Origin of the sequence: Alteromonas sp. D210916BOD_24 (assembly GCF_047159385.1) — a bacterium.
Classification (GTDB): domain Bacteria; phylum Pseudomonadota; class Gammaproteobacteria; order Enterobacterales; family Alteromonadaceae; genus Alteromonas.
Genome location: NZ_AP038333.1, coordinates 4,098,919 through 4,121,075, shown reverse-complemented (window position 1 = coordinate 4,121,075; position 22,157 = coordinate 4,098,919). Strand labels below are relative to the sequence as shown.

Here is a 22,157-nt window from a genome sequence, read left to right as displayed (position 1 = left end):
GTTACATCATGACGACGTCGTACTTATCCTGATTGTACAAGGTTTCGGTTTGCACCTTAATTTGTTTTGATACAAACACTTCTAACTCTGCAAGCATATGGGATTCTTCCCCCATCAAAGCCTCTGCCACTTTCGGTGAGGCATAAACCACAAATTTATCAGCGTCGTAGGCGCGGTTAACTCTCACGATTTCTCGCATTATTTCAAAACAAATGGTTTCAATGGTTTTTACAGTGCCACGCCCCTTACACACAGGGCATTCTCCACACAATACGTGCTCAATACTTTCACGGGTGCGTTTTCGGGTCATCTCTATGAGCCCTAACGCGGTAAACCCATGTATATTTATCTTAGCCCTGTCCTTGTTTGTCGCCACCTCTAGTGAATGTAAGACCCTTCTTTTGTGATCAGGTTCAATCATATCGATAAAGTCGATAAGGATCATGCCGCCTAGGTTGCGAAGTCGTAATTGTCTTGCTATCGCCAACGTGGCTTCAGTGTTGGTGTTGAAAATAGTCTCTTCTAAATTGCGGTGTCCAACAAATGCCCCAGTATTGATATCAATCGTTGTCATCGCTTCGGTTTGGTCAATGATTAGGTAACCGCCAGATTTGAGGTCAACCCTGCGTTCTAAAGCGCGTTGTGCTTCATTTTCAACGTCATATAGATCGAAGATAGGCCTATCACCTGTGTAATACTCTAGCTTGCCGTTCATCTCCGGCACGTACTCTTTGGTGAATTGATGAAGCTCTTGAAAAGACAGCTTAGAGTCAATGCGGATTCGATCGAGCTCAGTGCCCACAAAATCTCGCAAAACGCGTCTTGCTAAGGGTAAATCTTCGTATAGCACATTCGATTTGCGTTTTTTCATGCGCGATTGGATTTTGTCCCACAAGCGGCGAAGAAAAGCGGCGTCAGACTGCAATTCAGTCTTTCCTACGCCTTCAGCAGCAGTGCGTAAAATGAAACCACCATTTTCATCACAAAACTCTTGCACCAACGACTTTAATCGCTCGCGTTCGGCTTCTTCCTCAATGCGCTGAGACACACCAACGTGAGTTACCGAAGGCATAAAGACTAAATAGCGACTAGGAATAGTAATATCTGTAGTCAGCCTCGCGCCTTTAGTGCCAATGGGATCTTTAACCACCTGCACAACGATATCCTGCCCGTCGCGCACGAGTTCTCGAATATCTTGTTTTTGAATGTGACTGGCGGAAACTTCTTCGGCAATTTCATTGTGAATAACAATATCTGACGCGTGCAAAAAAGCCGCTTTCTCCAGTCCGATGTCCACAAACGCCGCCTGCATACCAGGTAGCACACGACTGACTTTGCCACGGTATATATTACCTACTAAACCACGCTTGGTATGACGTTCAACGTGAATTTCTTGCAAAATTCCATTTTCAATGAGGGCTACTCGCGATTCAGACGGGGTCACATTAATTAATAATTCAGCACTCACGACTTCACTCCAAATGCATTGAGTAATTGACGGGTTTCGTAGAGAGGAAGGCCAACAACCGCACTGGCGCTGCCGTTGATTGACACCACGAATTCGCCGCCAATACCTTGAATGGCATAACTTCCGGCTTTATCTACCGGTTCTCCTGTCTCCCAGTATGCGTCAATTTGACTGTCCGTCAATATCGCAAAGTTCACCGACGTAGAGACAACCTGCGTTTCCTGCTTTGATTCGCTTAAAACACTAATCGCCGTCAACACATCGTGGGTATGACCCGATAACATTCGCAGAATTCGTTTAGCGTCAGCTTTATCCTCGGGTTTGCCCACGCATTCACCGTTAAACGCAATTAACGTGTCACTGGCGAGGATCACTGTGTTTTGAGTAAACTGTCCCCGCTGTTGCAGTTGAGTTTTGACCACTTCTGCTTTTTCTGCAGCCAGTCGACTTACTAAAGCAAGGGGCGTTTCGTTGAGGCGCGGCGTTTCATCAATATCAGCCGGCGTAACAGTATGGGCGATGTTCATTTGCTGAAGCAGTGCAGTGCGTCTTGGCGATGCAGACGCTAACACAAGGTTTTTGTTCATTAAATTGCCCTACAGCTATTACCTCGCGCTACGGGGTTACGCGATTGAAAATTGTCTTCTGGTGCGGCGCAACAGCCAAAATAGCCACGGCCACAATACCGTTGAGGTAAGCACTGGCCATAAATAATCCAACTGAAAGTAGATATCAGTGAGTAAGTGCTGCACCCAGAATGTCAGTAAATGATAAAGCGCTGACAACAACCCGATAATAATCGCTTGTTGCCACACCGAGTAATTGCGCAACCTTTGGTAGTTGGCCACCAGGACATATACACAAATACTCAATCCCAGGCTGTGAATACCCAGTGTGGTACCAACCAGTACGTCCATTGCAATACCGGTTATAAAAGCCACGCCAACGTTCACCCGATGGGGAAGTGCCATACTCCAGTAAGCGAGCACCACCAGTACCCAATCAGGTCGGTATAAATCAATTTGAATCGGCAACGGTACTATCTGAAGTACAAGCGACACCAGTAGGCTAATCCAAATTACGAGGTTACGTTTACGCATCGGTGAGCTCTTCTACTTCCTCGTTGTTGCTCTCCACCCCATCTTCTTCGGGCTGCCAGAGCAACAGTAAATGTCTTAGTCTGTCTAATTTAGCCAGCGGTTTTGCAATAACCCTAGCAAAGGGACGACTCTCATCCCTGATCACCTCTGTTACTAGTGCAACTGGGTATCCTTCAGGAAAAACTCTGCCAAGACCAGATGAAACCAATGTATCCCCTGCTTTAATGTCAACACTGTGGGGAACATGTTCTAAATATAATTCATTTATCGAACCACTTCCGGTGGCAATAAACCGAATATCGTTACGCAAAGAACGTACAGGTATGGCGTGAGTTACATCGGCAATCAACAGCACACGGCTGTTCGTTGTGCCTACTTCCATGACTTGTCCGACAACGCCTTCATCATCAATAACAGGTTGGGACAAATACACACCGTCAATCGCCCCTTTGTTTATTACCACCTGCTGACTGTACGGATTTTCATCAACGGCCATCAATTCGGCGACCATTTTACGAGAGGCAACACGTAGAGGGGCCTCGAGTAACTCGCGCAGTTGATCGTTTTCTTTTTGTATAACTTCAAATTGCTGTAGTTTTTCACTCATTAACAACAATTGGTTGTTGAGCTTTTGGTTTTCTGAGAGCAACTGTTCTCGTGAAGTTAAGCGCTGCGCACTCTCGTTAAGCATTAGACCAGGTAAATTGGCTAAATACTGCAACGGGCTCATTAAAGAATTTAAGTAGACTCGCGTTGATTTAAAGCCCTCGAGTTTATGATCGACAATGATCAACAGCACTGACAATACAATTGCCAGTGTGAGTCTATTGTTAAGCGAAGGGCCGCGAGTAAAAATGGTATCCATTATAGAAATAAGGCAACCTTAAGGTTGCCTTTCCTGATTACTCGTAGCTAAACAGGTCGCCACCGTGAAGGTCAATCATATCGAAAGCCTTACCACCGCCGCGCGCGACACACGTTAATGGATCGTCGGCAACGACTACCGGTATGCCGGTTTCTTCCATCAGCAATCGATCGAGATCTTTAAGTAGGGCACCACCACCGGTCAATACCATACCACGCTCAGAAATATCAGACGCTAATTCCGGCGGTGATTGCTCTAACGCCACCATAACGGCTGAAACGATACCGGTAAGTGGCTCTTGAAGGGCCTCTAATATTTCATTGGAATTAAGTGTGAAACCGCGAGGCACACCTTCAGCAAGGTTACGTCCGCGCACTTCGATTTCACGTACTTCTTCACCCGGATAGGCAGCGCCAATCTCATGCTTGATACGCTCAGCTGTTGCTTCACCAATTAATGAGCCAAAGTTGCGGCGGATATAGTTAATGATAGCTTCGTCAAATTTGTCACCACCAATGCGTACCGATGATGAGTAGACCACACCGTTAAGTGAGATAATGGCAACCTCTGTCGTACCACCACCAATATCGACCACCATTGAACCAGTCGCTTCTGACACAGGTAAACCAGCACCAATAGCCGCTGCCATTGGTTCGTCAATCAAATACACTTCACGTGCACCTGCGCCTAGGGCAGATTCTTTAATTGCTCTGCGCTCTACCTGTGTTGAACCACAAGGAACACACACTAAAACGCGAGGACTCGGACGAAGGAAGTTATTGTCGTGAACCTGCTTGATGAAATGCTGTAGCATTTTCTCGGTTACGTAAAAGTCTGCAATAACACCATCTTTCATCGGGCGAATAGCACGAATGTTACCCGGCGTACGTCCCAGCATTCGCTTAGCTTCGGCACCAACAGCTGCAACACTTTTAGGGCCTGCTGCTCGCTCTTGGCGAATGGCTACTACGGAAGGTTCGTTAAGTACAATACCTTGGTCTTTTACGTAAATCAGCGTGTTTGCTGTTCCGAGGTCTATGGACAGATCGTTAGAGAACATGCCTCGAAGCTTTTTAAACATGAAGAGTGTATTCCTGTTCTTGTGTTAATGCGTATATGCAAAGGTGAGATGGCGACGCTTTAACGTGAAGTCGATATTTATTTGCACACTTTAACAATGGGGGCAAATTTGGGCAAGTAATGCCTCTCTTTGTTGTTAAATAATATTTATTTAACGCTTCAACCACCAGTTTATTCTACAAATTGTCAGGTGACTAAAGCCCCATTGCCAGTGGCATACTAACAATGATTCTATCTCAATGAGAAGGTTCAATTTTCACTTTTGCATTAAAAACTTTTTTACAACATTTAGAATGTTGGTGCACTCGCCTCCCCCTTAGAAGGGTAATAGTCAAAATATGCACCGCTGCTAAGACTATAGCGGCACCAGTAATTATTTTCATTTTCTGTTGTATTCGAATAAAAGCGCGCAATGACTTTGAAACCGTCTACGCGCAAAGGAGCCGCCACCAAAGAAGTCCAGATTTTTTCGCAACCTTCGTCTGATAAGTCTGCCGTTGGCCAGCCATTGTGATTCATTCTCACCGGTTTGCGATTGACCTCTGCTCCGGCATCATCGTAATGAATCAACATAATCATGGTCGTAGGTTGCTGAACTCGCCATTGCCAATGCGACGTTGCTACGTGATTTCTAAAAGTGTCAGCAAGTAAGGTAAAGGACTTTTCTGTTGTGTCACTTTCATCTGAGTGAAAGTAATTAATGAAAAAGCCCAAAGTTGCAGCAAAGGCCACTACGATAAGTATTTTGAGTATATTCACCAGCCACGTTTTGTCGTTATCAGTTTTTTTCATTATTATCTTCCTGATATCAGGACCTGTTCCTTATCAAAAGAAAGCTAATCTATCGACATCCACAAGTAAAGATAAACAAGCCAACCTCATTTCCAATAGTCGTTGTACTTCTGACTACTTATATAAGACGGTGACGCCCCAAAACTCACTGTCTTTCGATTTTAGACGCCACCCCTTTTTCATAAGCTTTTTGCGAGTAAACAAATTTGTCATGCCATGACCAAAGAGCACTAGTCTTTCATGTTCTTCGGTCAGCATTTCTATGCGCTGGGTCAGTGCTGCAACTCTCGCCTTTGCTGAGGAAAAACTCTCAAAACGGCCTGTCATTCCAAAAAACCATAACATCCGACTCAGTAAAACCCAATGCCATGCTTTAAGTCGAAAAGGCAACTTATAATAGGGAATGTCCATCTCTCTGAGTAATGCGCATTCCTCATCAATGTAATCAACGCCATAATACTCTGCACTTAACTTAGCGCGGCGAAGGGGACTGACAATCACGTAGCTGTTATTTAGATGGGTTTTGTGTTTTGGTGTACTTTGCGGATCAAGCGCAGATTTGCCATAGGCCCTTACCCACTTTGTGTATTGGGCTGCGTTTATTTTATCATTGTGTGCCGAAATAGGCTTTCCGTGTCGTATCAAAACGACTTCTTTTGTTGCCTGTTTATCCATGCCATTACTGCCTACGTCGGTGGTGAGATACTTGAGTCTGCTAGCACTATGATACGCCACAGAAATAAAGCGTTACATACGCTAACGTCACGCTATCATTTACACTGGGACTCTGCACCATTGTTAATCCAGTGTAAATAATGCAAACTCCCCTAATTTAGCGTTAGGAAAGACACAATGGAACACTATATTCTTGCTATTGATCAAGGGACCACCAGTTCACGCAGTATTGTTTTTTCTACTCAAGGCAAAATTGAAGCCATAGCACAGCAAGAATTTTCTCAACACTACCCTCAGGATGGCTGGGTTGAACACGATCCGGAAGAAATATGGGAAAGTGTTGTCTGTACCCTGAAAGACGTATTTGAAAAATGTCCAATAAAGCCCTGCAATATCGCCGCAGTTGGGATTACTAATCAGCGAGAAACTACACTGGTATGGCACAAAGATACAGGTAAGCTTATTTATCCGGCCATAGTGTGGCAAGACAGACGAACCGCTTCACAGTGTCAGGCATTAAGTGAAGATGAAAGGTTAGTAGAGTATATTAGCGATACTACAGGCCTATTACTCGATCCTTACTTTTCAGCGACTAAAATTGCTTGGATCCTAGACAACGTACAAGGCGCGAGAGCACAAGCTGAGAATGGCGAATTGCTCTTCGGAACCATTGATACTTTTCTTATCTGGCGCCTTACTGCAGGAAAATCTCACAAAACTGACGCCACAAATGCTTCTCGTACCATGTTGTTTGATATTAAAAATCAATGTTGGGACGACAAACTCCTTGCTACATTTAATATACCTAAGTGCATGCTACCCCAAGTGATGGATTGTGCTGCTGACTTTGGTGCTATCGATGCTAGCATTGTTGGCCACGCTATCCCTATTTTGGGGGTAGCAGGAGATCAACAAGCGGCATTAGTTGGGCAAGCATGCTTTGAAAAAGGGATGGCAAAGAGTACTTATGGTACCGGTTGCTTTATGATTTTAAATACAGGCGACAGTCCCCTTCATTCAAAAAACCGTTTACTGACTACGGTAGGCTACCGACTTAACGGAAAGACAACTTTTGCCCTTGAAGGCAGTATATTCATGGCTGGCGCTACCGTTCAATGGTTACGTGACGGGCTAAAACTTATTGACGATGCGTCAGAAACCGAAGCCTTGGCACAACGAGCCAGACGAGATAATGGCGTATTTCTAGTCCCGGCCTTTACTGGATTGGGCGCCCCTTATTGGGACCCAAATGCCCGTGGCGCTATATTAGGACTTACCCGCGATACTGGTATAAGCGAAATTGTTGCCGCCGGTTTGCAATCGGTATGCTATCAAACCAAGGATCTACAAAAAGCAATGGAAAATGACGGAGCAAGACCCACTACCATTCGTGTCGATGGCGGAATGGCGCGCAATGATTGGGTGATGGGATTCTTATCCGATATTTTAGGTGCAGAAGTTGAACGCCCTGAAAATACTGAAACTACCGCATTAGGCGCGGCATTTTTGGCTGGCTTACAAGTAGGTATTTATCAATCCTTAGAAGCACTCACCCATTGCTGGCAGAGTGATAGTGTGTTTACACCTAGGCTTACTAAAGCACAACGGGACAAAGCTTACGAAGGCTGGCAAGCAGCGGTAGATCGCATTCGCTGCGATTGACCTCACCTTTTTCACAATGACAAGTAAACCGCATTAGTACCGGGGCGTAATTTAACATTCTGGCGAACGCCAAAGGTAAACGCTTAACCAAAATATGACAATCCTACTATTTCATGCCTGGTTGTAAGGTATGAAACGGGTGTTTTTTAAAGGCTTGTAGTGAATTCCACCACACTTAAACAAACCTTTTATCAGCGCAAATTTCTCCGTCTCCCAGTTCCCCTAAACGCATTGCAAGTCACAAATTACAGCTACCACCTTAAAATCTCCCTATAAATCAGTACCCAACAATTGCTAGTCGCCCCTCCCTAAAGCCCGCACTGCAAGGGGATCGTGAAATATATAAAAACTTTTTTAACTTTTTATGGTAAACGTTTACCCAACTATGTTATAAAGTTGTTACTGTTTACGGTGGTCAACCCTACAAGCACCTACCTAAACGTAACAAATCACACTCAGCACGACTCAAGACACTACTAAAAAATTTACCTTGGGGGTAATAGGATGAAGACACAATTTAAGTTAGGTTTGACTGCTCTTGCAGTAGCACAATGCTTAAATGCAACCTCGGTATCGGCACAAGAAACTGCAGATACTGAAAAGCAAGTAGATATCAGTGAAACAGAAGTTATTACTGTACGTGGATTCGGTAGCACGTTAACGCGCTCACTTCAGCACAAGAAACTAGCTGATTCAACGGTAGAGATTATTTCCACCGATGATTTGGGGCAGTTACCTGACGTCACCATCACAGATGCGTTAGCCCGCTTACCGGGTATTGCAGCAGATCGGGATCGCGGTAATGCTAGCCAGATATCTATTCGCGGTATGGGTCCTCGTCTTAACCTTGCCACCATGAACGGCCGCGAAATTGTCAGCGGCGAACCAAGCCGAAGTGTTCGCTACGAGCAATTCCCAGCAGAGTTAATTAGTTCAGTAGAAGTATTTAAAAGTCCTTTGGCAAGCAATATTGAAGGGGGTATTTCCGGACTCGTTAACATGCAGTTCGTTGAGCCACTGAATAAAGACGAACGCGCGGTCAACATTAGTGGCCACGTAATGGATTACCCACTTGCTGATGATATTCCCACGGCAGATTCGCAGGGTTATCGCGCTAACTTTAGTTATATCGACCCTATTTCAGACACCTTTGGTATTGCGTTTGGGGTAGCAATTCAAGATCAACCATCACTGCAAAAAGATGTCACGTCTTGGGAATATAATAACGTCCCAGCGAACCAAGGCGATGTAAATGGTAATGGCATTACTGAGGCCGCGCCTTGGGGTGCCCAAATTGCCACAAAAGGAGGCGATAATCAGCGTATAGGCGCGATGACAGTACTCCAATGGCTTCCCACTGAGACGCTAGAGTTAAAATATGATCTCTTTTACTCCAAGTTTGATATTGAGGAACGAGAAGACCAGTTATGGTTTGATGGTTGGGGTAACTGGGGTGGTTTTAATAACTGGAACGTAGCCAACGCTAGCAACCCACCACAGATTATCACTAAGGCCGATGGTTCAGAGCAAATGGTTGCTGGCGGTATGTTGTGGGGTGGAAATCACACTGCAAACAACTCCACTTGGTTTCAGGAAAATGAACTTATCAGTACGGGCCTAAATGCAGAATGGCTTGGCGACGTGTGGAAAGTAAACGCAGATATCGGCTACTCAGAAGCGTCAATTACCTCGCGCTGGGTTAACATACAGTCGTGGTACTGGGACGCGGATGCGGATGCAAATGGCATGGACTACAGCTGGGACACTACCACTGACCGTTTATCCATTGGCACTGGTTATGACATTAGCGATGTAACAGATTACGGCCTTAACTATATGCAGGTGGACAACGACCGTCTGTTAGAAGATGAAATGATCACTGCCAAGCTCGACTTCTCTCGTCCTATCGAGTGGGGCATTATTGATGCCATGAGCTTTGGCGGACGTTGGACAGACCGTGAAAAAGACAATGACGTGGTCAGCTGGCAACAAAGTGTGGCCAATAGCAGTGCGAATGTAGATGCCTATACTTACGAGATTGGCGAAGGCTATGACGTACCAGCGCTATACAGTATACGCAACTGGTCTGAATTAGCGCAGGAAGCATTTGGGGGTATAGATAACCGCAACCAGCACAGCCAAACCAATGCAGACGTGCTTAACAGCTGGAATGTTCAGGAAACCAATACCGCATTGTATGTTCAATTTAATCTGATGGGTGAAATTGGTGGGATCTCGTACACAGGTAATGTAGGTGTGCGCTACATCAATACTGAGTCTACTTCGACGGGTTTCCAGCAGGCTGACGGTGGCGAGTTAACTGCGGTGTCAATTGATCATGATTACAGTGAAGTTCTGCCGGCATTAAACCTGCGTTTTAACATTACTGAAGACTCACAAATTCGCTTTGGCCTTTCCCGTGCCATCTCTCGTCCGCCACTGATTGAAATGCGCACAGGCTTACAAATTAATACGTCTTCTACGGTTAACACTGCTTCTGGCGGTAACCCACAGCTAAATCCGTTTATCGCGGATCAAGTGGACTTAGGCTACGAATACTTCTTTGCTGAAGATGCAGCACTTACTGTGTCACTCTTCTTCAAAGACCTGAAAAGTCATGTAGGTTCAGCAACCGAAACTTTGGATATCAACGGTGAGAGTTACCAGTTTACCGGACCTGTCAACGGCAACGGTGGCCAGATTCGCGGTGTTGAAGTGATGTATCAGCAAGCGTTTAATATGTTACCAGAACCCTTTGATGGCTTAGGTATTTATACCAACTATAGCTACACCGATACCAATGTGACTGAGTTTGAACCTGAAAATAACCCATTGACCATGGGCGGTTTATCTAAAAATGTGGGTAGCTTAACCCTGTGGTATTACAAAGCAGGTATCGATGCGAAAGTGTCCTATAACTACCGCAGCGCATACACCAGCGTAGGTAGCTGGGACCCAGGTGCCATCTTCACCATCGACGATGAAGCCACCGTTGATGCCAGCATAGCCTACGAAGTAACTGAAAACTTCAAAGTTATGTTGCAAGGTCAAAACCTGACGAATGAAGCGTCCACGTCATACTTTGACAACGACCCGACTCGTCCACGTCAATACGCTGAGTGGGGACGCCGTTATTTATTAGGCTTCCAATACGCGATGTAAGTGTGTTGTATCGGCACTGCTCTTTAAAATAAGGGCAGTGCTTTTTTGCGTTTAAGCCTACCAGGCTTGTCCATTTTTGATTTCACCCAGGCTAGAGCAATGACTTCTATTTCCCGATTTAGCTTTTTACTGTGTTGTCTGTTGTGGTTAGGCGCGTGCCAGCCCTTCACGTCTTCGACTCCATCACATTCTTCATCGCCTTTCGTGAGCGAAGTACTTCCTTTCAATCAAGACTGGCAGTTTAAGAAAACGGATGAGGCGCTTACGCCTGAGCAAATAACTCAAGCATGGGAAAGTATTGCTCTTCCACATACTCCCCGGTTAGAGCCTGAAGTGGTTAACGACCAATGGCAGGGTATCGCCTGGTATCAAAAATCGTTTTCGGTACCCGCAGCGTGGCTTGAACAAGCGGTATTGATTCGTTTTGAAGGCGCGATGAATGCAGCAGATATATGGCTAAATGACAAGAAAGTGGGTACTCACTTAGGTGGCTACCTTCCTTTCACTTTAGATTTAACCCCTTATTTAGTGGCAGGAAGTAATACCCTTCGCGTACGCCTGGACAACCGCGACAATGAGATAACAGGCCCAAAACCACTCGCATTGCTTGATTTTAATACTTACGGCGGCTTATATCGCGATGTCAATCTTCTGGTAAAAAACCGTTTAATGATTACCGATGAAATGCACGCTAACGAAGTGGCAGGTGGCGGTGTTTTTGTCACCTTTCCTTTAGTAGATAAAGTAAAATCCGAAGTAAAGGTTAAAACCCATGTAGCAAACACCACAGGCTCAAATCAGACTTTTACTCTAACCCAAACGTTATCATTTGACGGAAGTGAAGTTGCTAAGGTAAGCCAACAATACACTCTGATAGCAGGTGAAAAACAACATTTTAACCAGTTAATTACGCTACCCCAGCCTGCCTTGTGGTCACCCAAGCATCCCAACTTGTACACGCTGGACACTGTGTTATCCAGTCTCGATACGACCATAGAACATCAATCGCGAAACATCGGTATTCGCTCCTTTGCCTTTAATGATCAAAATGAGCTACTGATAAACGGTGAGAAAACCTTTCTTCGCGGTGTCAATCGCCATCAGGAATATCCGTTTGTTGGCTACGCAACCTCTGCGCAAGCTGATTACCGCGATGCCGTAAAAATCAAATCAGCGGGTTTCGACTACGTTCGATTGTCCCACTACCCTCACTCAACGGCATTTATGAAGGCGGCGGATGAACTGGGCTTAGTGCTACTGGACGCCATATTGGGCTGGCAGTATTACAACCCCACTGAAGAATTTGAAGCACATACCTTAAAAGCATGTGCCGATTTACTACGCCGGGATCGCAATCACGCCAGCGTCGTCGCATGGGAGTGCTCATTAAACGAATCAGACATGCCTGACGAATTTATCGCAGCACTATCAGATACGGTACATGCCGAATACCCCGGCGCCTACTCAGCAGGATGGGAACTGGGCTACGATATTTTTGTACAAGCCCGTCAACATAGACTTCAGCACTACGAAACACCCACTGTGCCTTACATTGTGTCTGAGTACGGGGACTGGGAATATTACGCGCAAAACGCCGGTTTAAATCAGGATAGCTGGCAGGATTTGCAGGAAGATGAGCGAACCAGCCGTCAACTTTTAAATAGTGGTGAAAAGCGCCTGTTGCAACAGGCGAAAAATCTACAAGAAGCCCATAATGACAACTTTACCGTGCCCACCTTTGCAGACGGTTACTGGGTAATGTTTGATTATAACCGCGGTTATGCAGATGACATTGAAGCTTCGGGTATCGCCAGTATTTATCGTCAGCCTAAATTCAGCTATTACTTTTTCCAAAGTCAACGGGATGCAAACGAACACGATCCCCGATTTGAAAGCGGCCCAATGGTCTATGTCGCAAGTAACTGGGATGCAACGTCAAGCACTGATGTGCGCGTTTTCTCAAATGCCGAGCAAGTCGCGCTTTATCTCAATGATCGCTTGATTGCGACACAAAGCCCCGACACTGACGCTTTAAGTACGTATCTAGCGCATCCGCCCTTTACCTTCTCAATCAATAAATTTGAGCCTGGCACATTGCGCGCTGAAGCGCTTATTGGCGAGAATGTTGTCGCCCGCCATAGTGTCACCACGCCTGAGCAAGCCACTGCGATAGCACTGCGACTCGATAAGTCGGGTGTTTCTCCTACTCCCCATGTGAAAGACAAAGTATTTGTATACGCACAAATGGTGGATGCTAACGGCAATCCTGTTAGCACAAATAACATCGAGCTGAATGCAGAAGTAGAAGGCGATATTAAATTATTAAATCAAAGTCCCATTACCACATCACGGGGGGAAGGCGCTTTATTAATAGAAATTGGTGAAACACTTAATAACGCCAAAATTACGGTTTCTGGCAAAGGTCTAACACCTGCAACACTATTGCTTGAACAGTAAGGAAAGCACCATGCGTATATTAGTTACCGGAGGCGCAGGCTATATCGGCTCACATACCTGTATCGCGTTAGTCGAAGCAGGTCATTCTGTTGTGGTAATAGACAACTTCTCTAACAGCCACCCTGAAGCACTCAAACGTGTAGAAGGTATTTGTAAAGCAGACATCCCTTTCTATGAAGGTGATGTGGGCGATGAAGCACTGCTTAAACGCGTTTTCTCAGAACATACAATTGATGGCGTAATTCATTTCGCCGGCTCTAAAGCAGTGGGTGAATCAGTTGAAAAACCCATGCTTTATTATCGCAACAACGTTACCGCAAGTCAGACCTTGATAGAGACAATGCATCAGGCCGGCGTACATACGTTAGTGTTTAGCTCTTCGGCGACAGTTTACGGCGACCCACACACTGTACCTATAGTGGAAGATTTTCCCGTGGGCGCGACCAACCCCTACGGCAGAAGCAAACTGATGGTAGAACAAATCATGCAAGATTTTGCCTCTGCCACGAAGCACTTTAACGGTATTATCCTGCGCTACTTCAATCCAGTAGGCGCACACCCTAGTGGGCACATAGGTGAAGATCCCAGCGGGATCCCGAACAATTTAATGCCTTTTATTGCACAAGTGGCTGTGGGCAAGCGCCCCCATCTGGCCGTGTTTGGCGATGACTATCCCACCTGCGACGGTACGGGTGTGCGTGACTATATTCACGTATGCGACTTAGCAGAAGGACATGTCCGCGCATTAGAGCAGCTGCATGGTCAACCAGGCAGTCACTGCTTTAATCTAGGTACGGGCAGCGGAGTTTCAGTGCTTGAGATGGTAAACGCATACGCCAAAGCTAGTGGCCGACCAATTCCTTATCAAGTTGCCCCCCGTCGCCCCGGCGATGTTGCACAATGTTACGCTGACGCCAGTCACGCAAAAGCGGTGTTGGGATGGCAAGCAACCCGCACATTAGAAGATATGGTGAAAGACAGTTGGCGATGGCAGTCGTCTAACCCTAACGGCTATCGCAAAGCCTAACTTGTAGGAGAGTTAAGATGTTCTCAAAAATACTCGTAACCCCAACCATCGTGGCTACCATGGGCTTAATAACAATGGGCTTTAGTAGTGCAGTAAGTTTGGCCGATACCACGTTACCCCCTACGCCAGTGAAAGTTGAAAACGGTCGGTTGTTGTGGGACAACGGCGAAGAGGTCTACTTGTTTGGCGCCAATTACAGTGCACCTTTTGCCTATGGCTATCGCGCTATTGCCCGGCGTGGAATTGCTCACAAAGCTGCCATCGATATAGACGTGGATCACATGGCGCGGCTTAAGTTAAATGCCTATCGCATTCACGTTTGGGACAAAGCCATCAGCGACAAAGAAGGCAATCTCATCGACAATGAATACCTTGAGCTATTCGATTATTTAATGATGCGCCTTCAAGAACATGGCATTCGCGCTATCATCACCCCCATCGCATGGTGGGGAACGGGCTATCCCGAGCCTGATCCAAGCGAGTCAGGTTTCGCAGTGGGCTACAGCAAAAACGATATGAATGAAAAGCCTGCGCTCATTGCTGCCCAAAAGCGCTACCTGACTCAGTTTATGGCGCATAAAAATCGCTTTACAGGGCAACCCCTTGGCAGCGACCCTGAAATTATTGCCTTTGAGCTTTTTAATGAGCCCAAACATCGCTTAGCGCCACAGAAGAGTGCGGCGTATATCGAAACGTTAATTAAAACCGTCAAAGACGCGGGTGTGACCAAGCCTTTGTTTTACAACATTAGTGAACAAGGTGACCAGAGAGACTTTGCCAAAGCGGTGTGTAGTTCTTCAGTAGATGGTATCGCGTATCAGTGGTATCCCACCGGTTTATTAAAATACAGTGCGCTGAATTCCAATGTACTTCCTGCGGTTTCAACGTATAGCAACCCATTTCATGACATCAGTGAGTGCAGTGACAAAGCGCGTATGATTTACGAGTTTGACGCAGCGGATATTACTAATAGCGTAACGTATCCCGCGATGGCGCGCAGTTTTCGCGACGCAGGGTTTCAATGGGCCACTCAGTTCGCTTACGACCCTGCGGTAATTGCAGACAGTAACTCAGACTACAATACGCACTACTTAAACTTATTGTATACGCCAGCGAAAGCGATAAGTCTGATGATTGCCGGTGAAGAGTTTCGTAGTTTACCCCAGGACTATCACGCACCTGCGTACCCACAAAGTAACCAGTTTCATCATACGACGCTGGATTACCTCGCTGATTTATCGGTGTTTGATGATACTAAACAGTTCTACTATACAAACAGCACCACCCGCAGCCCTAAAGATATCGATAGCCTCACTCACATTGCTGGAGTTGGCTCATCTGAGTTAGTTAATTACTCAGGCTCTGGCGCCTACTTTTTAGATAAACAGGGCGATAAACAATGGCGATTAGAGGTATTTCCCGATGTGATCAGTTTGCAAGATCCTCATCAAAACTCCAGTCTTAACCGTGAAGTGAGCCGCCTGTCAGTCAAAGCTAATAGTATGACCCTTTCTCTACCTGGTCTAGGCGAGCGCTTTGTCGTCACTGGCATCAATGAAGGCAACGACTATCAAACTCAGGCTTCAGGGGGTAATTTCGCTGTCACACCTGGGGTATATTGGGTATCTGCGTCAGATGCTAAGCCTTCAGGTGACATCGACACGGCCTATTACTTACCGCCAATCAAACCAAGTGAAACGATAGTGACTCACCAACCCCAACGTCAGCGCAATCTTGGCGAGGCATTGACCTTCACTGCCGCGGTACAAAGTGTGACACCCAAGCCCACTGTTACCTTAAATATACGTTATGAGGGTCACAGTGACTTTGTTACCTTGCCAATGCTACAAGGAGATAAAGGGGTTTACCACGTAACACTGGAGAATGACGATATGTGGAAACTGTCAGGTAAATTGGAATACGCCTTTACCGTTACTGACGGTAATGCCACAGTAACCTACCCTGACAACCAACCTGGCAAACCACAGGATTGGGATTTCCTAAATAGTGCTTACTATCACACGTTATTGCAGCCTGCAGGTAGTCCTGTACTGCTCTTTAATCCAAGCGAAGCCAGGGAGACCTTTGTCCCCCCGCAAAACACGGTGAGTTGGCCGGCATCTTCAGCGACCATAGAAGGGGAAACGGTTACATTAAAAGTCTTTGACGATAACCTACAGACTGGAGGTCCATTACTGCGTACAGACCTCCCTAAAAATGCCACTTTAATAGATCGTTCCTTAGAGGAATATAACGCTATTGTACTTCGCATTCGTTCATTGGGTAATAGCGACCGTTTGCAATTTGGCGTTATCGCCAACGATGGACTGGCTTACGGCACTGATTTTTCAGTTAGTGATGAATGGAAAACCTTAATCCTTCCCGTTTCAGCGCTAAAACCCACAGCGACGTTATTAACCCGTGCGTACCCTATGTTTATGCCAGTTACCATGGGGCCATTTAACGAGCAATCCCCTTTGGATATCCATCAAATCACTGGGCTTCAATTTGTGTTACCACCACTAAAACGCGCACCTAAAAACGGTTGGCGTGGCATTGAACTGGGTGAAATTGCATTAATACAATTGGATACTGCTCAATAGAAAAGTATAGCTACAGCGGAAAAAAGTAAGGTAAAACAAAAGAGGGGGTGTAATTACACGCCCTCTTCTGCTGTAAATGCCGGAAATAATCTACAACGGGTGTTTTACCATTAAAACTTTATCAAGCTGTAGTTTACCTTCTTAATCTTCCGCATTAAGCAGCAATAACGTCAACTGCCAATCTGCCCTTATATAATAAAAAAGCCGCTTAGTAGCGGCTTTTCAATGTAATTTTCAACATTCTTATTTTTGTCTTTGGTTAGAACGGAATATCGTCATCGAAATCAAAGTCAGGCTCAGCCATTGGAGGGGTCTTAGGCTGAGACTGGTTACCACCTTGAGCAGGCGCTTGATTGTAACCACCACCTTGATTGGCGTTATAGCCGCCTTGTTGACCGCCTTGAGCAGGCGCTTGGTTATAACCGCCGCCCTGATTCGCATTGTAGCCGCCTTGGTTGTTTTGTGGGCGCTGATAGCCACTGTTACCACCACCGCCTTCAGCACCTCTGCCGCCTAGCATTTGCATTTGATCGACAATAATTTCCGTTGTGTAACGGTCCTGACCTTGTTGGTCTTGCCATTTACGCGTTTGCAATTTACCTTCTACGTAAATTTGCGAGCCCTTTTTCAGGTACTCTCCGGCAATTTCAGCTAAGCGACGGTACATAGTCAGGCGATGCCACTCAGTGCGCTCTTGAACTTGGCCCTGTTGGTCTTTCCAACTTTCACTGGTTGCCAAGCTTAAGTTCGCAACGGCGTTTCCGTTAGGCATGTATCTGACTTCAGGATCATTGCCAAGGTTTCCTACAAGAATAACCTTATTCACGCCTTTCGTTGCCATTGATGTCTCCTGTAATAATTGTATTTGGCTTGTTGCATGACACTGCTCACTGTTAGGACAGTAACAAGCGCGAAAGTTCATCGATAATAGCCGGCAAGTATATCGTACTTTATTCAGGAAAATGGAAGTTTTTCGCTATGACCCGATTCTCTGCCAGCAAGTCTTGTTAAAACCTAACAAATTTTTTTGCTAGCGTCTTCTGAACTTTCGCGTTGTTTTTGTAGAAGAGAAAATCTCTTCTACAAAGTCTCATACTATTACCACCAGGTGATATAAAAGGCTGCAGTAATAATGATGACCGCAAGCGAAGCCACGTTAAAACCACGGGTGGTTTTAAACTGCACTTCGTTAAGGTCAACGGCATCTTCACTAATACCTTTTTTCTCAATGAGAGACACCACTACTGCCAGCACTACGCAAAGTAGAAACACCAAACCTACGCGGTCGATAAAAGGCAACTCTGGCCAGAACTGCCTAAACACAATACTCATTACAAAAGAGCCCAATGCCGCTAGCAAACCACCGTTGGCGGTAGTTTTTTTCCAGAACATGCCCAATACGAATAAGGCGCAGATACCTGGTGTAAAGAAACCTGTAAACTCTTGAATATACTGGAATGCTTGATCGAAGTTACCGAGTAGCGGCTTGGCTACTATCATGGCGATGATCAACGCAGTGAGGCTGACAATTCGTCCTACCTTCACGTAGTGTTGCTGCGTCTCATTGGGGCGCTTATCTTTATATAAATCCATCGTGAAGATGGTAGACACACTGTTAGTCATTGAAGCCAGTGACGATACAATAGCCGCCACTAGCGCCGCGAAAATAATGCCTTTTAGACCAACAGGCATCAACGTCATCAGACTTGGATACGCTTGGTCTGGCTTTGACAGTTCAGGCACGATCAAGACAGCAGCGATGCCTGGAAGCACCACAATCAGTGGCATCAACAATTTGAGGAATGCCGCAAACACAATGCCTTTTTGCGCTTCTTGTACACTTTTCGCGGCCAGGGTGCGTTGAATAATGTATTGGTTAAAGCCCCAGTATGACAAGTTCATGATCCACATACCGCCCACCAACACAGAAATTCCAGGTAAGTCCATATAGTGTGGGTTGTCTTTCGACAGTATCATGTCGAATTTTTCTGGTAATTTATTGGTGAGATCGACAAACCCTTGCAGGGCGCCATTGCCGTCACTAATAAGATTAAGCGCGGTATATGACAGGAACAATCCACCTAACACCAGTAGTACAACTTGAATAATATCTGTCAGTGCTACGGCCTTTAATCCACCGTAAAGTGAATAGGCTAAGGAAAATAGCCCTAAGAACATCATGCCGTACATCATATCCACACCAGCAATGGTATTAATGGCAAGCGCGCCCAACCACAGCACTGCCGTTAAGTTCACAAATACGTATACGCCTAGCCAGAAGATGGCCATAACCATTCTAACTCTGTGATCATAACGCTGTTCTAAAAACTGCGGCATGGTATAGATTTTATGCTTGAGGAATATAGGTAAAAAGTACTTACCTACAATAATGAGCGTTATGGCTGCCATCCATTCGTAAGAGGCAATGGCCAAGCCCAATTGATAACCCGAACCCGACATACCAATAATTTGCTCTGCAGAAATATTGGCGGCGATTAATGATGCGCCAATAGCCCACCAAGGCAAGCTAGACCCTGCTAAAAAGTAGTCGTTGGTGTCCTTTTCGTGTCCCTGCTTTTCACGTGATACCCACCACGCAATACCAATAAGCGCGACAACATATATCACGAATAACGTGATATCTAATGATGCTAATTTCATAAATTTTCCCAAAGTTCTTGTTTTTGGGTGCGGCGTTTTTTATGCAGGGTACACAGGTGAAAAATTGTTTTTATAATCTAGTTTTTGCCACACCAGTGTCACATCGTTTAAGGATGCGTTAGTGCAATACCGCTATACACGTAAACAGTGCTTATAAAACCTGTTTAGTCAGCAACGGTTGTTTGCGGGTAATATTAGTATCACACTTTATTTACTTTTTTTAACTAGATTTACGTTTCTTCACTAAAAACCCTTTACTACAGATTTCCCGAGGGAACTATTTCACTCGATTTTATAAATTATTTATCTATCTCAACCGTTATCACCACAGCCCGTCCACTGCTTGTAAGCATGGTTATGATGCAAATGCGCCTTGTGAAGCATTGCACACGTAGATATCAGCATGGTAACCAGTGCGGTCAAAGTATTTTTCTTGTACTACATGTTTGACAGCATCGACCTTGTCAGTAGGCGCCAGGGCAACGACACATCCTCCAAAGCCTCCCCCCGTCATTCGAACACCACCTGAACTGCCTAAGACTTCATCGATGATCTCAACTAGGTAGTCGATAGGCGGCACAGTAATTTCGAAGTCATCGCGCATTGAAACATGCGATGCCGCCATGGCTTTACTGACTGTGGTCATATCACCTATTTTTAGTGCTTCACAGGCTTCTAATGTGCGCTGGTTCTCGGTGATAATGTGCTTTGCTCTGCGATACACCACGTCTGGCATGTGCACTTTGGCTGTTTCAAGCATGTCCATTGTGGCTTCTCGCAATGACGCAACACCCAATAACGATGCACCTTGCTCACACTGCTGACGGCGTAAGTTATATTCGCTGTCTACCAGCCCACGCTTAACGTTAGAATTAATAATGACGATTTGATGAGTATTAGGTAGCGGTGAATGTTCAATAGCAAATGACTGACAATCTAATAGCATTGCTTTGCCTTCATTACCCATTGCAGAAATCAGTTGATCCATGATGCCGCAAGAACAACCTACAAAAGTATTTTCCGCTTTCTGTCCGAGTAGCGCCGCCTTTACCCCATCAAGATGTAAGTCGTAAAGCGTACTCATCACTTTTAGAATTGCGATTTCAAAGGACGCTGAAGAACTCAAGCCAGCCCCCTGTGGCACATTACCTGTGACTAACAAGTTAGCTCCGCCAACGTCGGCGTAGGCGGCCTTAAGTACTTTAACAACACCGCGAACATAATTGGACCAACTTTGCTCGTTGTCGTATTGAATATCCGACAGCGAAAACTGGTTCTCCTGATTATCGTAATCCATGGCTATGACATGGATTTTATCATCATTGCGTTTAGTTGCTACAACCCAGGTGCCGAAGTTAATCGCGGCAGGAAAAACAAACCCCTGATTGTAGTCAGTATGTTCACCGATTAAGTTTACACGCCCTGGAGCATGTGCAACCAATGCAGGCACTTCACCGAAATGGCGCTGAAAAATAGAAGATAGTGTCTGATTATCCATTCGTGTTCTCACGTTGCTTATAATGCACATTTGAAAGTGCTTTTAATCTGTCAGCGGCCTGTTCAGGCGTTAAATCTCGCTGGGCTTCAGCCATCATTTCATAGCCCACCATGAATTTTCGCACGCTGGCCGAACGCAATAAGGGCGGAAAAAAGTGTGCGTGAAGTGTCCAATGAGGATGCTCCTCATTGTCAAACGGTGCGCTATGCCATCCCATTGAGTAAGGGAAAGACGTTTCAAATAAATTGTCGTATCGCGATGTAATATCACCGAGAATCTGCGCCAATGCTGTAGATTGGGCATCGTTTAAATGATGCATAGATTGCACATCAAATCGAGGCAGAAGTAGTGTTTCAAATGGCCATGCAGCCCAATAAGGGACCACCACGACCCAATCGTCATTCTTGCACACAACGCGTTCATCTTTGGCTATTTCCTGTTCGGCATAGTCCAGTAATATGGGCGTGTGGTTTTCGCTGAAATACTGCTTAAGCTGAAGGAGTTTTTTAGCGGGATCACTTGGAAGATGTTGTTGTGCCCACACCTGACCATGAGGGTGTGGGTTAGAACAGCCCATCATGGCACCTTTATTTTCAAAAACCTGTACCCAACGATAGGACGCACCAAGTTCGCGAGTTTGCTCCTTCCAGCAAGCTACAACGTCGCTTCGCTCTTGGTCGGTGAGTTCTGGCAACGTTTTGCTATGATCAGGCGAGAAGCAAATAACACGACTGCACCCCTGTTCAGTTTCAAACTGAAACAGTCCATTTTTTTCGCTCTTTACTTCAGTATCTTTTTTAAGCGCAGCAAAATCGTTTTCAAAGACAAACGTGCCGGTGTACTGTGGATTGACCTCGCCATTAACTCGCGTATTCGACGGACACAAGTAGCACGTTGGATCATAACCGGGTTTTTGCTCATTGTTTGGCTCTTCAGATTGACCTTGCCAAGGGCGTTTTGCACGGTGTGGCGATACCAAAACCCATTCCCCTAGTAAGGGGTTATAGCGCCGATGTGGATCGTTGGTTGGGTCAAAAGGCGTTCCCATAATCACTCTCTTCTGAATAGGCCATAGCGGCATTTTAAAGCCCGCTAAAAGCAAAAGGT

At 45.6% G+C, this 22,157-nt stretch carries 16 protein-coding genes; 5 read left to right on the top strand and 11 right to left on the bottom strand.

Going from position 1 to position 22,157, the window contains the following annotated elements; genetic code table 11:
* Window position 1: 1 nt before the first annotated feature.
* From rng to ACMCM8_RS17855, 7 genes are all read right to left on the bottom strand, one after another.
* A complete protein-coding gene (gene rng, locus ACMCM8_RS17885) occupies window positions 2-1,468 on the bottom strand; it encodes a ribonuclease G (RefSeq protein WP_412724130.1) in 1,467 nt (488 codons plus the stop codon).
* Window positions 1,465-2,055: a Maf family protein gene (locus ACMCM8_RS17880; RefSeq protein WP_412724128.1), complete on the bottom strand. Its 591-nt coding sequence runs from the start codon at window positions 2,053-2,055 to the stop codon at window positions 1,465-1,467. The genes rng and ACMCM8_RS17880 overlap by 4 nt, the downstream gene beginning before the upstream one ends.
* Before the next feature lie 36 nt (window positions 2,056-2,091).
* Window positions 2,092-2,568 (bottom strand): rod shape-determining protein MreD, encoded by a 477-nt coding sequence (mreD, locus tag ACMCM8_RS17875; RefSeq protein ID WP_412724126.1) that lies wholly within the window; start codon window positions 2,566-2,568, stop codon window positions 2,092-2,094.
* Entirely contained in the window at window positions 2,561-3,433 is an 873-nt protein-coding gene (gene mreC / locus ACMCM8_RS17870; protein ID WP_412724124.1) for a rod shape-determining protein MreC, read from the bottom strand. The genes mreD and mreC overlap by 8 nt, the downstream gene beginning before the upstream one ends.
* Before the next feature lie 37 nt (window positions 3,434-3,470).
* Entirely contained in the window at window positions 3,471-4,514 is a 1,044-nt protein-coding gene (locus ACMCM8_RS17865; protein ID WP_412724122.1) for a rod shape-determining protein, read from the bottom strand.
* Window positions 4,515-4,801: 287 nt separating this feature from the next.
* Entirely contained in the window at window positions 4,802-5,305 is a 504-nt protein-coding gene (locus ACMCM8_RS17860) for a hypothetical protein (RefSeq protein WP_412724120.1), read from the bottom strand.
* Between the two features lie 114 nt (window positions 5,306-5,419).
* Window positions 5,420-6,040, bottom strand: a complete 621-nt coding sequence (locus tag ACMCM8_RS17855; RefSeq protein ID WP_412724118.1) for a phosphoglycerate mutase family protein — start codon at window positions 6,038-6,040, stop codon at window positions 5,420-5,422.
* 117 nt (window positions 6,041-6,157) lie between these two features.
* Between ACMCM8_RS17855 and glpK the strand changes: the two genes are divergently transcribed.
* The 5 genes from glpK to ACMCM8_RS17830 all read left to right on the top strand — a co-directional run bounded on the left by glpK (window position 6,158) and on the right by ACMCM8_RS17830 (window position 16,891).
* On the top strand, window positions 6,158-7,642 hold the full coding sequence (gene glpK / locus ACMCM8_RS17850) for a glycerol kinase GlpK (protein ID WP_412724116.1): 1,485 nt from the start codon (window positions 6,158-6,160) through the stop codon (window positions 7,640-7,642).
* Window positions 7,643-8,146: 504 nt separating this feature from the next.
* Window positions 8,147-10,804 (top strand): TonB-dependent receptor, encoded by a 2,658-nt coding sequence (locus ACMCM8_RS17845; protein WP_412724114.1) that lies wholly within the window; start codon window positions 8,147-8,149, stop codon window positions 10,802-10,804.
* A gap of 99 nt (window positions 10,805-10,903) precedes the next feature.
* Window positions 10,904-13,261 (top strand): sugar-binding domain-containing protein, encoded by a 2,358-nt coding sequence (locus ACMCM8_RS17840; RefSeq protein WP_412724112.1) that lies wholly within the window; start codon window positions 10,904-10,906, stop codon window positions 13,259-13,261.
* A 10-nt stretch (window positions 13,262-13,271) separates the two neighbouring features.
* The gene (galE, locus tag ACMCM8_RS17835; RefSeq protein ID WP_412724110.1) at window positions 13,272-14,288 is read left to right on the top strand and encodes a UDP-glucose 4-epimerase GalE; all 1,017 of its coding nucleotides are present in this window, start codon (window positions 13,272-13,274) and stop codon (window positions 14,286-14,288) included.
* 17 nt (window positions 14,289-14,305) lie between these two features.
* Complete coding sequence (locus tag ACMCM8_RS17830; RefSeq protein WP_412724108.1) at window positions 14,306-16,891, top strand: hypothetical protein; 2,586 nt, start codon at window positions 14,306-14,308, stop codon at window positions 16,889-16,891.
* 259 nt (window positions 16,892-17,150) lie between these two features.
* Here ACMCM8_RS17830 and ACMCM8_RS17825 read toward each other — a convergent pair whose 3' ends face one another.
* The 4 genes from ACMCM8_RS17825 to ACMCM8_RS17810 all read right to left on the bottom strand — a co-directional run bounded on the left by ACMCM8_RS17825 (window position 17,151) and on the right by ACMCM8_RS17810 (window position 22,098).
* Entirely contained in the window at window positions 17,151-17,732 is a 582-nt protein-coding gene (locus ACMCM8_RS17825; protein ID WP_412724106.1) for a single-stranded DNA-binding protein, read from the bottom strand.
* Window positions 17,733-17,989: 257 nt separating this feature from the next.
* A complete protein-coding gene (locus ACMCM8_RS17820; RefSeq protein ID WP_412724104.1) occupies window positions 17,990-19,552 on the bottom strand; it encodes a sodium/sugar symporter in 1,563 nt (520 codons plus the stop codon).
* Between the two features lie 355 nt (window positions 19,553-19,907).
* The gene (gene galK / locus ACMCM8_RS17815; RefSeq protein ID WP_412724102.1) at window positions 19,908-21,050 is read right to left on the bottom strand and encodes a galactokinase; all 1,143 of its coding nucleotides are present in this window, start codon (window positions 21,048-21,050) and stop codon (window positions 19,908-19,910) included.
* Window positions 21,043-22,098 carry a UDP-glucose--hexose-1-phosphate uridylyltransferase gene (locus ACMCM8_RS17810; protein WP_412724100.1) on the bottom strand — a complete coding sequence of 352 codons (1,056 nt, stop codon included), beginning with the start codon at window positions 22,096-22,098 and terminating at the stop codon, window positions 21,043-21,045. The genes galK and ACMCM8_RS17810 overlap by 8 nt, the downstream gene beginning before the upstream one ends.
* Window positions 22,099-22,157 lie beyond the last annotated feature (59 nt).

Coding starts and splice junctions, on each gene's coding strand:
- ACMCM8_RS17880 (WP_412724128.1), bottom strand. CDS start 2,055: ATGAACAAAAACCTTGTGTTAGCGTCTGCATCGCCAAGACGCACTGCA.
- mreD (WP_412724126.1), bottom strand. CDS start 2,568: ATGCGTAAACGTAACCTCGTAATTTGGATTAGCCTACTGGTGTCGCTT.
- mreC (WP_412724124.1), bottom strand. CDS start 3,433: ATGGATACCATTTTTACTCGCGGCCCTTCGCTTAACAATAGACTCACA.
- ACMCM8_RS17865 (WP_412724122.1), bottom strand. CDS start 4,514: ATGTTTAAAAAGCTTCGAGGCATGTTCTCTAACGATCTGTCCATAGAC.
- ACMCM8_RS17860 (WP_412724120.1), bottom strand. CDS start 5,305: ATGAAAAAAACTGATAACGACAAAACGTGGCTGGTGAATATACTCAAA.
- glpK (WP_412724116.1), top strand. CDS start 6,158: ATGGAACACTATATTCTTGCTATTGATCAAGGGACCACCAGTTCACGC.
- ACMCM8_RS17845 (WP_412724114.1), top strand. CDS start 8,147: ATGAAGACACAATTTAAGTTAGGTTTGACTGCTCTTGCAGTAGCACAA.
- ACMCM8_RS17840 (WP_412724112.1), top strand. CDS start 10,904: ATGACTTCTATTTCCCGATTTAGCTTTTTACTGTGTTGTCTGTTGTGG.
- galE (WP_412724110.1), top strand. CDS start 13,272: ATGCGTATATTAGTTACCGGAGGCGCAGGCTATATCGGCTCACATACC.
- ACMCM8_RS17830 (WP_412724108.1), top strand. CDS start 14,306: ATGTTCTCAAAAATACTCGTAACCCCAACCATCGTGGCTACCATGGGC.
- ACMCM8_RS17825 (WP_412724106.1), bottom strand. CDS start 17,732: ATGGCAACGAAAGGCGTGAATAAGGTTATTCTTGTAGGAAACCTTGGC.
- ACMCM8_RS17820 (WP_412724104.1), bottom strand. CDS start 19,552: ATGAAATTAGCATCATTAGATATCACGTTATTCGTGATATATGTTGTC.
- galK (WP_412724102.1), bottom strand. CDS start 21,050: ATGGATAATCAGACACTATCTTCTATTTTTCAGCGCCATTTCGGTGAA.
- ACMCM8_RS17810 (WP_412724100.1), bottom strand. CDS start 22,098: ATGGGAACGCCTTTTGACCCAACCAACGATCCACATCGGCGCTATAAC.